The organism is Streptomyces sp. NPDC003635 (genome assembly GCF_053587635.1).
In genome coordinates, this window is the sequence record NZ_JBSFOK010000092.1 from 1 (window position 1) to 11820 (window position 11820).

The following is an 11820-nucleotide window of genomic DNA, read 5'->3' on the forward strand; positions in this document are numbered from 1 at the left end:
AGCGAGTACTTCCTGGGTGCAGCCATGATCGATGCTCCTCTCATGAGAACCATCTGACCCTCTGTCACCACCCGCCGCACCTCGGGGGAACCTCAACCCTCCCACCGCCCGCACGGCTGCCTCCCTTGCGGAGAATCGCAAGCGTCCGACTTTCGCGATAACTCAGTAGCTGTGCGCGTCCGGCTGTGCATAGGTTCGGCCGCATGGTGGACGACTGCTTCGCGCATCCGCGGCTGGCCGCGATCTACGATCCGCTCGACCCTGATCGCAGCGATCTGGACGCATACCTGCAGCTGGCTCAGGAGTTCGGGGCGCAGCGCGTGCTGGACATCGGTTGCGGTACGGGGGTGTTCGCACTTCTTCTGGCCGACCGCGGGATCGAGGTCGTGGGCGTGGATCCCGCAGGGGCGTCCCTCGACGTCGCTCGGGCCAAGCCGGGAAGCGAGCGAGTGCGCTGGGTCTGTGGTGACGGAACAGACCTCCCACCGCTGCGGGTTGACCTCGTGACGATGACGGCGAACGTCGCCCAGGCCATCGCTGACCCGGCGACATGGCACAAGACGCTACGGGGAGCCCGCCAAGCACTGAGGCCCGGCGGACACCTGGTCTTCGAGACGCGCGATCCGGCCAGGCGCGCCTGGGAGGAGTGGACCCGGCAGAAATCGCACGGCTTGACCGACATTGCAGGCGTCGGCGCCGTCGAGACCTGGGTCGAAGTGCTGGAGGTGAACTGGCCGTTGGTTACGTTCCGATCGACGTACAGGTTCGCAGTAGACGGACACGTACTCACCTCGGAATCGACGCTGCGTTTCCGCGAGCGTGAGGAAGTGGAGCGGGACCTGGTCGCGCACGGGTACGCCGTGGACGACATCCGCGAGGCTTCCGATCGTCCCGGGAAGGAGTTCGTCTTCCTGGCGCGACGTACGTGACCTCGCGATGATTGGCTCTGGCCCCTGCGAGGCGAGCTCGCACCAGGCAGGCCTCAGCCGGTCTGCCCGTGGCCGAGTTGGCTCAGGGCCAGGTCGAGCATGTCGGCGAAGAAGTCCGCGGCGGGGGAGTCGATGCAAAGGGGTGGCTTGATCTTGAGGATGTTGAGGTGGTCGCCGGTGGGCTGGACGATGACGCCGAGGTCGAGCATGCGGTCGCACAGTTCGGCGGTTTCTTCGGTGGCGGGCTCCAGGGTAGTGCGGTCCCGGACGAGTTCCAGGCCGAGGTAGAGGCCCGAGCCATGGACTGCGCCGACGATGCCGTATCGGTCGGCCAGTGCTTCGAGGCGGCGTTTCAGATGGCCGCCGACTCGCACCGCGTTGCCCTGGAGATCCTCGTCGCGCAGGGTGTCCAGGACGGTGAGGCCGACGATGCTGGAGACCGGGCTGCCGCCGGTGGAGGAGAAGAAGTAGCCCTGTTCGCGGTAGCGATCGGCGACCTCCTTGGAGGTGATGACGGCACCGAGGGGGTGTCCGTTGCCCATGGCCTTGGCGACGCAGACGATGTCGGGCACGACTCCCTGCTGCTCGAAGCCCCAGAACCAGTGGCCCAGGCGGCCGTAGCCGACTTGGACCTCGTCGGCGACGGCGAGGCCGCCGTGGCGGCGCACCGCCGCGTACACCCCGGCGAGGTAGCCCTCGGGAAGGGCTACGCCGCCGGCATTGCCGTAAAAGGTCTCGCCGATGAACGCCCCGGCCGGGCGGCCCGAAGCGGCCAGTTCGTCGATCACCGCGACGGCCTCGGGCTCGTAGCGTACGGCGTCCCTGCCGCGGTGCCGGCCTCGGTAGCCATTGGGGGAGTCCACGGTGTGCACCCAGCTCGGGCGGGTGGCGAGGGCGTTCGGGTTGTCCTGCAACGAGGTGGAGACCGCGTCGGAGGCGTACGTCCAGCCGTGGTACGCCTCGCGCAGTGCGACGACATCGTGCTGCCCCGACGCCCCGATCGCCAGCCGCAGACCCAGATCCACCGCCTCGGAACCGGAGTTGACCAGGAACACCGTGTCCAGGGGCGCGGGAAGCAGTCCGGCGAGGCGTTCGGTGAACTCCACCACCGAGGAGTAGTGGAACCGCGAGTTGGTGTTGAGTCGCCGCAACTGCCGGGAAACGGCCTGTTCGACCCTGGGGTGGGCGTGGCCCAGCGGTGTGACGTTGTTGACGATGTCCAGGTACGCGCGGCCCTCGGTGGACAGCAGATGATGGCGCCAACCCCGCTCGATACGGGGAGGGTTGGCGTAGTAGTGCCCCTGCACGGTGGCGAACACCGCCTCACGCCGGTCGAGCAGATCGCTGTCGCCGGGACGGTCGGAGGTGGCCGGAAGGCCGAGGAGGGGGCCGGGGTCGGCGGTGAGCGCGAGCCAGCCGGGGGCGTACTCGGGCCGGACCAGGCGCGGTACGTCGGGGCCGTCCGCCGCGCGCAGCATGACATGCACCGTCGTGCCGGAGGCGAGGTGGGCGATCTCCTCGCCCGCCGGCACCGTCGCACCGGTGCTGACCAGGGGCAGCCCGCCCTCGTGGGGGAGGGACAGGGACAGCACCTGCGAGCCGTAGGTGAGCTCTATGCGGCCCGGTGTTGCGGCGAGGACCCTGCCCGCGGCGGGTGCCTGGAGCACCGTGTCCCGACCGAGCCGGAGGTCGATTCCGGTGGGCACCGTGGGGGTCGACACCGCGGACAGCGCCTGGGATCGAGTGAGCTGAGCACGGCCGTACCGGGTGGCGACGACGGCCGCTCCGTCCGCGAGCGCGGATGCGGCCAGCCGGTCCTCGGTGCCGGCGTCCAACCAGGCTCCGAGGTCCATGCACTCGGCGTCGGGGGACAGGTCCAGGAGAGTGATGTCGTCGGCGGCGAGGCCTCGTAGGAGAGGGCGTACCGGTGTGTCGGCCTGCGCGGTGGGTGCGGGCACGTCGACCGGGCCGGTCGCCTGCCTGACGAGGGCGGTCATCACCGGCAGGGGGAGTGAGACGGCCTGTTCGAAGATGCGCCATTCGCGGTCGAGGGCGGCCTTGGCGTAGGCGTTGTCCTCGTCGACGGCGGCCTGCTGCCGCCCACTGGCCACCAGGACGGCGGCGCGCAGGACCACCAGCGGCCACAAGGCCTCCGCCTCCTCGTCGGAGAGCGGCCGGACGGCGTGGAACGCGCGGACCGCCGGCAGCAGGTGGTGGGGCTCGCAACCGTGGTGGTGGAGCAGTGAGGACAGGGACACGGCGAGTTCGCCGACTGCCCAGCTCGTGGTCACGTCACCGAAGTCGATGACCCCGTCCGGCATGGGCAGACGGTCAGTGGGACAGCGGATCAGGTTGTCGTCGGTCAGGTCCAGGTGCACGGCCTGCGACGGCAGTGCGGCGGCCAGCTTGTGGACGTGCGCCCATGCCTCGGCGGTCGCGTTCTGTACGGTGGCACGCCGGTCGGGCTCGTCGATGTGCCCGGCGAGCCTGGCGACGACGCGATCGGCGTGCCGCGGGTCCCACTGGAGCACGCGGTCGAGCCCCGGGTGCCGGAAGCCGCTCAGGGCGGTGCTCACCTTTGCGACGATCGTGCCCATGGCCGCCACCGTGGTCGGTGACAGGTGCCGAGGTCCTGAGAAGGTGCCGCCGGGCAGGTAGCGCAGCAGGCGCGCGACGGCCGGACCGGTCTCGGTGTCCACCGTCGTGCGCCGCGGGGAGCCGTCAGGGTGGCGCAGGACCGTGGCGACGCGCAGGTCCGGGTGGGCCGAGGCGATCAGGTCGGCCGCCGCGTCCTGGGCGTCGATCTCCGTGCCGCTGAAGGCGGGGTTGGCGATCTTCAGAACCGCCGCGGGCGTGCCGTCGTCGGTGTGCAGCAGGAAGTTGGCGTCCTGCTGGCTGCCCAGCTCCTGCGCGCGAGCGGTGATGCCAAGGTGTTCGGATGCGATGCGCTCCGCCTCGGCCGGAGACACGCGGGGTGCGGGCAGGGCGTCCTCGGTGAAGAAGTCGATCGTGCGGTGCTCGTCGGACTGCATGCGGGGTTCCTCGGCTGGTACGGGCGAACAGGGCTGCGACGCTCGGATGCCTCAGTCCACATGCCATAGGAAGCGGTGCGTGTGGATCCCGAAGTAGGGGAAGTTCTCCACGGATTCGACCCCCTCGACGGGCCGCACGACGTCGTTGATGAAGTCCAGGAGATCCCGAGGCCGACGGCACACCACCTCCGCGAACAGGTCGAAGCCGCCCGCCGTCAGGACGGTGTACACCACTTCGTCGTGCCGGGACAGCTCGTCCGCGACCGCCCGGGGATCGCCGTCGACGCGCAGGCCCAAGAGCGCCATCGCCTGCTGGCCCATGGTCATCGGGTCGGTCACTCCCACGACCTGGACCGCCTTGGTGTCGATCAGCCGCTGCAACCTGAGCCTCGCGGCCGAGGGCGACAGCCCCACCTTCGGCCCCAGATCGGCGTAGGGGATCCGGCCGTCGACCTGCAGCTCCCGCAGGATGGCCCGGTCGATCTCGTCCATGCAACACCTCTCCCGCCCACGCGAACCGCAGGCCTCACTCTTGATTCAAGCACGATGCCGGATCACAACGCTCGATTCAAGTGTGGAAACGATCGAATCGAGTGCCAAGGTGCATGGTGCACGAGGTTTCGTGAGCCCGCGGGGGATGAGCTGCGCAGGTACAGATGCCGGCCTCGTCCGACGGGACGTGCGTACCGCTTGAGGGGTGCCCCGTCGGGGAGGGTGAGACAGGCTTCCTCGACCAGCAGGGCTTCGCGGTCGGTCAGGCGCCAGCGGTGCAAGAGGTCCGGTTGCCGGTTGCCTCCCAGCAGCGTCACGTGTTCCCCGCGCACGGTCATACCTGCCGGAGCGACGACAGGTGTTCCGGCGCTACCTCCGTGCCAGCGTGCGCGTGAGGCCGGCTGCCACTGTGGTGGCGAGGATCCAGCCGGCGGCGATGAGCGCCGCGGCCAGCCACTGCTGCCAGCCCAGCGGGTTGAAGGCCTGCTGCTGGCCGAAGCCCACCACGGGCAACAGCAGGTCAAGCGTGTACAGGAGCGGGTTGAACGGCGGGGCTTCAGCCGGCTTCACGGCGGGCGGACGGTGGACGGCGAAGGCGCACGTCCCGGCGATCAGCAAGAACAACAACCACACCGCGGCCCGCAAGGGGCGGTAACCGTAGCCGACGGTCCAATCCTGCAGCAGGCCCCACCAGCGCTGCGCCGTCGGCTGCGTCGCCTGCCGCCTGCGGCACTTGGCCAGGAGGACCTCACGCGCTGCGTCATCGAGGCCCTGCCGGGTGTAGGTGGCGGCCAGTTGTTCGTACGGCTGTGGCAGATAGCCGGTTTGTTCCCTGCCCAGCCACGTGAGCCGCTCGCCGACCGGGTCCGCGATCTTCAGATGGTCGTAGACGAGGCCGTCCAGCAGAAGGACGGCGGGCCAGCGAGCCGGGAGGTCCGCGAGGACGCCGATGCGGGCGTGCCGGAGATCGACCGGGCCGCGGAGCCGCGTGCTGCGGTCTGTCCTGAGTGAGCCGGCGGTCATCCTGTTGAGGGTGAGTGGTCCGTCGATGGTCGTCCCTTCGAGGCACAGATCGCTGTGGACGCGGCTGTTGGTCAGGGAGATCCGGCCGTCGGAGCGGAAGCCGTCACAGCAGTCGAGAGTTCCGCCGACGGAGAGCCCCCAGGCCGTGAGGGTGTCGCCGCCCGAAGGGTTCGTCAGGCGAGCGTTCGGGAACTCCACGCTGGCGCCCACGCGCGCGTCAGTGAGCACGATCCGCCCGGTGGATTCCAGGCCCTCCCCGCCGATGCGCCCGAGCACGTGCAGGCGTCGAGCCGAAAGAGTCTCACCCTGTGCGTGGTGCAGCCGGGCTTCGCAGAGAACGACGGATCCGTCCACGTGCGTCTCCTCCAGCATCAGCTCTCCGGTGGCCGTGAAACCGCCACCTGCGGCAAGGTCGCCGCTGATACGGGCGAGAGACGCGTCCAGGGCGCGCTCGCCCCCTCCGTTGAGGGTTGCGCCCTGCAACAGGAGCGGGCCCTGGACACTGGCGCCCGTCAGGACGACCGGGCCGTCAGCCGTGAAACCCGCGTCCAGCCCGAGTGGCCCGTCCACGTGCAGGCGTTCGGCGTTGAACGCGGGGCCGGTCGCGTTGCGAAGCCGTGCGCCCGTCAGCGTGCAGCAGCGGGATATCTTCGCGTCCTGCAGACGCAGTTCGCCCTCGGAGACCAGCGGGCGTTCGGACGCCTGCGGGGAGACTCCGCCGAAGAGTCCTCCCTCCACGACGAGTCCGTCACCGTTGAGGGTTGCCCCCGCGAGGTGGGTGAGGCCGGCGCCTTCCAGGACCAGGGTTCCGCCGATCCGGGCACTCCACAGCAGCACCTCTCCGTCGATGACCGCATCCCGGCACAGCAGGTCGCGCTCCACCACGAGGCTGTCGCCATGCAGCGCGGGAGCGCCGGTGACGCTCAGGCCCGTCAAGTCGGCGGTTCCCGTGACGTGGGCACGAGTGAGCCGTACGGGCTGACTGCTGCGGCAGCTGGTGAGCCGTAGAAGTCCGTCGACGCGCGCGTCCCGCAGGCACAGGCCCGGAAACGCTGAACCGCTGAGATCGATGAGTCCGGTGGACGCGGCTTCCAACAGCGGCTGCTCGCGGAACGTGCAGGCTTGAGCGACCAGGGCGTACCGGAGGTCGCAGCCTGACAGGTCCAGGACTCCTGTAACGGTTGCGCCGCGCAGCCGTAGCGCGGGCACGCACCCCGGCCGTGACTCGACTTCCCCGAGCAGAAGTCGGGCGAGAACCTCCGCTCGGACCTCCGGGCTACCGACAGGCGGGTCACCTACGGAGGGATGACGCAGATCAACCCGCAGCCCGGAGGGGAACGCGTCCCACACCATCTGCTCCGCGTCGGACAGTCCAGCCCCAGACATGCGCGTCCCCCCACAGCGGCCACTCCACCGACTTCCTCCCGAGATGTTGGGTGGGAATGGGCGGTTCCAACCCGGGGCGACAGCCCAGAAACCAGCAAAGGCCTCTCGGGAACGGACGACACGGGGGTCAGTGGGCCGGCGCGGGTTCCTCGGCCAGCCGGGAGCCCCGGGTCATCGCCAGGCCCGCGAGGGCCGCGACGGGATTCATCAGCACCCCGTAGACCGCGGCCGGAACTGCCAGGCTGACGCTGCCGAGCACACTGATGGCCAGGGTCATGGCGATGGCGCTGTTGTGTACGCCGATCTCCATGGAGCAGGCGATCGACTGCCGCTTGTCCAGGCGGGCCATGCGCGGTATGGCGTATCCGATCGTGAGGCTGAGCGCGCAGAAGACCACCGCCGTCGGCCCTACGTCGGAGAGGTAGTCGCCGATGTTGTTCCTCTCGGCCACCAGGGCACCGGCGATGATCGTGACGAGCACGACGACCGACAGAAGCCGGACCGGGCGGTCCATGCGGCGCGCGAACTCCGGTGAGCGGCGGCGGATGGCGAGCCCGATCGCCACCGGCACGAGGACCAGGGCGAACACCTGCAGGGTCTTGCCGAACTGCAACCCCATGCCGTTCTCGCCGATGTCGGGTTCGAAGTAGTTCAGGGAGAGGTTGGTGATGATCGGCAGCGTCACGATGGCCAGCAGTGCGTTCACCGCCGTGAGCGTGATGTTCAGTGCCACGTCGCCGCCGAAGAGATGGCTGTAGAGGTTGGCCGTCGTGCCCCCGGGTGATGCGGCCAGCAGCATCATGCCGACGGCGAGCACGGGGGAGAGGTCGAAGGCGAGGACCAGGCCCAGGCAGACGGCGGGCAGGAGAAGGAGCTGGCAGGACATGGCCACGACCACCGCCCGGGGGTGGCGTCGCACCCGCCGGAAGTCGTCGAGGGTGAGGGACAGACCCAGCCCGAACATGATGACGGCGAGGGCGAGCGGGAGGAACACGGTGGCGAGGGGAGTGTCCATGCGCGGCTCCGTCGTCAGGGGCGGGGGTGGCGCGGTGCAGGGTCAAGGCCAGAGGACACCCGTTGACGGTCCTGCATGCACATGCTCAGGTGCTGTCCGCACCGCGCACAGTAGATGCGGGCGTGAGCACGGTCAACATGGATCGCGCGTCGCCGGTTTGCCGCGGCGCCGAGGGTCTGCCGCCCCGGCCATGGACCGCGCAGGGCCTCGAACAGATCGGGGTAGGCACTTCGGCGGTCGACACTGCCATCGTCGTTCAAGCTGCCCATGGCAGTCGTGATCGCAGCGGCTGCGCTGCTCTCTCCGGTGGTACTCAAGGCATCAGGCCCGAGCGGGACACCGCGCTCAGTGCGGTGGCGGTGCCGGGTTCAGGGCGTTGCCGACGGTGCAGCCGCCCTCGCCGGGCATCCGCTGGATCCGGGACGGCACCCACACCTCGGTGGCGCCGGGGCTCACGCGGGCAAGGAGGCAGTCCTGGGCGTCGTAGCCGTTGCCCTTCGTCGACAGCAGAACCCCGACCCGGTTGCCGTCCGCCTGCACCTCGGTGCGGATTGCCGGGTCCAGGTCCAGGGCCGCGAGCGTACGGCGTACCTCGGCCTCGTCCGCCCGGCCGCCTTCCGGCACTCGGGGAAGCTTCGTGCGAAGTTCCTCGTAGGGCAGTCGGGGCGGTTCGGGTGGCGGGGCGAAGTCCAGCGCGGGGCCCTCCGGGCAGTCCACGTCATGGGGGTCCTCACCCCACTCCGACTTGGGCGACACCCGCACGCTGAAACAGCGCAGGACGGTGACCTGCTCGGAGGCGAACCACCCGTCGTACGCCGAGCCGGACGTGCGGATGACCACGTCGATGCCGTCCCCGTCGTGGGTGGAGGTACCTGTCACGCGCAGTACCTCCACCCCGTCGATGTCCGAAGCGGAGCGGCCGACCTCGTCCGCCGTGCGGGGACGCTGGCCGTAGAGCTGCTCGCCCGCCCTTGTGGCCACCTCACGTGCGGCGTCCGCCGCATCGTCCTCGGAGGACTGCACCACACCGCAGGCGGCGGTGCAGAGCAACAGCGGGGCGAGCAGCGGTAGTCGGCGCATGCGTCCACCCTTTCGGCGCCACGCACGGCTGACAACTGCTTTCGTACTCAGACCGGTTGGGGTGAACGTACTCAGGTACGCCGGTCAGAGGCGGGTCCACCCTGTGACGTTCCCGTGTCAGGCGTGCGCCTCGCCCTCGACCTCATCGCAGCCCGGCGCTCACACCGTGTGCAGGCGCAGGCCGTAGCGGTTGAGGATCTCGTTGACCGGCTGGTACCAGGTCTGGCCGCCGCTGGAGCAGTTGCCCCATCCGCCGGAGGTGACGCCTTGGGCCTGGTCGCCGGAGATGAAGGAGCCTCCGGAGTCGCCCGGTTCGGCGCACACGCTGGTCTTGGTCATCTGATGGACGGCGCCCTGGCTGTAGTTGACCGTCTCGTTCTTCGCGAGGACCGTCCCGCAGTGCCAGCGCGTGGTGGAACCGGAGCGGCAGATCGACGCACCGACGGGAGCCTCGTTCGAGCCGCGCACCAGCTGGTCCGGCACGGTGCCCCAGCCGAGCACCACGGGCACGGTCCACCAGCCGTTGCCCACACTCACCCACGCGTAGTCGTCGCCCGGGAACGATGAGCCCTGGAAGGTGCCGACGGCGGTGTGGTCCCAGCCTCTGACGGCGGCGCCGCTGCGGCCGCAGTGGCCGGCCGTGACGAAACCGCCATGGACCGAGAAGCCTATGGAGCAACGGACGTTGCCCGTGTAGTACGGGTCGCCTCCGACGGTACCGGCGGCGAACGGCTGGGGAGCCGCGTTCACTTCGCGGATCTCGACGGGGCCGGCCCTCAGCGCCCTCTCCACGAAGGACCTGACATCGTTATCAGCACGCCGCGATGTGACGACGTCCACGACCACCCGGTTGGCCTTGTGGTCCACCCGCCACGCGGCGATGCCTCTGGGTGCCTCGGCCTTGTCGAGCCGCTTCTTCGTGGCGTCCAGCCGGGCAGCCGAGTACACGGCTCGGCGGACGTCGGCTCCCGCGTCGCGGAGCTCTCCGGCCAGGGACGGATCGGTCGTGGCGACCGTCAGTCGGCCGGTGTCCGCGTCGAACCAGCTGCCCGCGTACGAGTTGCCGGCCAGGCTCTTGACGCGCCGTTCCACGGTGATCGCCTGCCGCTCTGCGGAGAGCCGGTGCTCGGCTTCGGACTTCGTCAGGTGCAGGTCTCGCTGCATCGCCCGCACCAGCCCCGGCGACATCTCGCCCACGCCGGGTGAGGCCTGGGCGGTCGGGGCGAGGGAGGCGCCTGCTGCTCCGAGGGCGAGCAGCAGAGCGGCGGCAGCGCGTGATCGCGTATGACGCATGGGGTGCTTCCTTCCGTTCGCTGTGGGGGTACGCCGGCTGCTGGCAGCGGGCGCGCGGACGGTGAGAGCGCTCTCAACGTTAGCCGGGAGGTTACGCCGCCGTCGGCAAGTGGTCCATACCTAGGTGCAGTTGAGTGTCGGTGAGACGAGGGGACAGGCGAGGAGTCGGCCGCCGTCCCGCGCGCCGGGCGAGCCGCCGCGGCGCGGCTGATCCTTTCTGACGGCACAGCGGAACCCGCGGTACCTGGCGGTTCGTCTAATGCGAAGAGCCGAGCGGATGGGACCCAGGTGGAGCGGGCGCGTAGCAGTGTGGCGTCGACGGTGGAGGCGGTAGTGGCCCTCGGGGCGCTGCGCCGGGCGAGTCGGCGGGTTCCAGGCGAGGGGGGAGAGGGGGGAGAGGGGGACGCGAGACGCCGGTGGGTCCAGGCGCGGTGGCGGGTGCCCGCTGTGTGCGCGGTGCTGACGGCGGGGCTGCTTGTGTTCCACCGGGCCGTGCCCAACTCCGCGGTCCGTCTGGGCAGTTTGCTGGAGGTGTTCCTGCCCTGGCTCGGCCTGCTGGTCCTGATCTTGCTCGGTCTGGGCTTGCTGCGCCGTTCGGCCACCGCTCTGGTTGCCCTGCTCCTGCCGGTGGCCGCCTGGACGGACCTCTTCGGCGGGCTGCTGCTGCCCGAGCCGCAGGCCGGCCCGCACGAGCTGGTTGTCGTGCAGCACAACGTCAGTGACGAGAACACCGATCCCGTGGGCACGGCCCGCGTCCTGGCCGACGCCGGGCCCGACCTCGTCGCGCTGCAGGAGCTGGTGCCCCCGGCGTTGTCGGCGTACGAGAAAACTCTCGCCGCGGACTACCCGTATCACGTGGTCCGGGGCACCGTCGGCCTGTGGTCGCGGTATCCGCTCGCCCATTCCCGGCCGCTGGACATCAAACCGCAGGGAGTCGCAGGGCCCTGGAGTCGCGGACTGCGGACCGTGGTCCGCGCGCCGCACGGTGATATCGCGACCTACGTCGCGCACCTGCCCTCGGTACGCGTCCGGGCGAGTGGCCTCGCGTCCTCCTGGCGCGACGAGAGCGCCCGCCTGCTGGGCGAGGCCATAGGTGCCGAGCAGCGGGGAACGGTGCTTTTGCTGGGCGACCTCAACGGAACGGTCGACGACCGCGGGTTGCTCCCGCTGACCTCACGGATGAACGTGGCGGAGCGCGGCTTCGCCTTCAGCTTCCCCGCCGCCTTCCCCCTGGCCCGGATCGACCAGGTCATGGCCCGCGCGGCGACCGTCGCCCACATCAGCACCCTGCCCGCCACCGGCAGCGACCACCTGCCGGTCGCCGCCCGCATCGCACTGACCCCCGTGCGGTAGCCGGGCTCTCTCGCCCTGGAACCGAACCGGCTCCGCCTCCGACGTCATGTCGTCGGAGGCCGGCCGGCACCCGTGAGGCCTTGGAAGCATCGCGTGCCCGGCTCCTCGGGCCCGTGCGTGAAGCTAGTGCCGCGTCAGGCAACGTTTGCCCGTCAAGGAGCGGCGTCCGGTGCGTGCTCTCGGCGTGCCGGGTGCAAGCCCTCGTACTGGATGTACT

Annotated in this window: 8 protein-coding genes; 2 read left to right on the forward strand and 6 right to left on the reverse strand. The window is 70.1% G+C overall.

What is annotated here, in order from left to right; all coding sequences use genetic code 11:
* The first annotated feature begins 203 nt into the window (after positions 1-203).
* Positions 204-929: a class I SAM-dependent methyltransferase gene (locus ACWDRW_RS39550; RefSeq protein ID WP_451733211.1), complete on the forward strand. Its 726-nt coding sequence runs from the start codon at positions 204-206 to the stop codon at positions 927-929.
* A 53-nt stretch (positions 930-982) separates the two neighbouring features.
* Here the strand turns inward: ACWDRW_RS39550 and ACWDRW_RS39555 are convergent, their stop codons facing one another.
* The 6 genes from ACWDRW_RS39555 to ACWDRW_RS39580 all read right to left on the reverse strand — a co-directional run bounded on the left by ACWDRW_RS39555 (position 983) and on the right by ACWDRW_RS39580 (position 10250).
* On the reverse strand, positions 983-3961 hold the full coding sequence (locus ACWDRW_RS39555) for an aminotransferase (protein WP_451733213.1): 2979 nt from the start codon (positions 3959-3961) through the stop codon (positions 983-985).
* 51 nt (positions 3962-4012) lie between these two features.
* Positions 4013-4453: an Lrp/AsnC family transcriptional regulator gene (locus ACWDRW_RS39560; RefSeq protein WP_451733215.1), complete on the reverse strand. Its 441-nt coding sequence runs from the start codon at positions 4451-4453 to the stop codon at positions 4013-4015.
* A 369-nt stretch (positions 4454-4822) separates the two neighbouring features.
* The gene (locus ACWDRW_RS39565; protein WP_451733217.1) at positions 4823-6412 is read right to left on the reverse strand and encodes an oxidoreductase; all 1590 of its coding nucleotides are present in this window, start codon (positions 6410-6412) and stop codon (positions 4823-4825) included.
* Positions 6413-6989: 577 nt separating this feature from the next.
* Positions 6990-7877 (reverse strand): bile acid:sodium symporter family protein, encoded by an 888-nt coding sequence (locus ACWDRW_RS39570; RefSeq protein ID WP_451733220.1) that lies wholly within the window; start codon positions 7875-7877, stop codon positions 6990-6992.
* Positions 7878-8222: 345 nt separating this feature from the next.
* On the reverse strand, positions 8223-8957 hold the full coding sequence (locus ACWDRW_RS39575) for a translation initiation factor IF-2 (RefSeq protein ID WP_451733221.1): 735 nt from the start codon (positions 8955-8957) through the stop codon (positions 8223-8225).
* Between the two features lie 159 nt (positions 8958-9116).
* Positions 9117-10250, reverse strand: a complete 1134-nt coding sequence (locus ACWDRW_RS39580) for a S1 family peptidase (RefSeq protein WP_451733223.1) — start codon at positions 10248-10250, stop codon at positions 9117-9119.
* Between the two features lie 438 nt (positions 10251-10688).
* Here ACWDRW_RS39580 and ACWDRW_RS39585 point away from each other — a divergent pair, with 438 nt between their 5' ends.
* On the forward strand, positions 10689-11603 hold the full coding sequence (locus tag ACWDRW_RS39585) for an endonuclease/exonuclease/phosphatase family protein (RefSeq protein WP_451733226.1): 915 nt from the start codon (positions 10689-10691) through the stop codon (positions 11601-11603).
* Positions 11604-11820 lie beyond the last annotated feature (217 nt).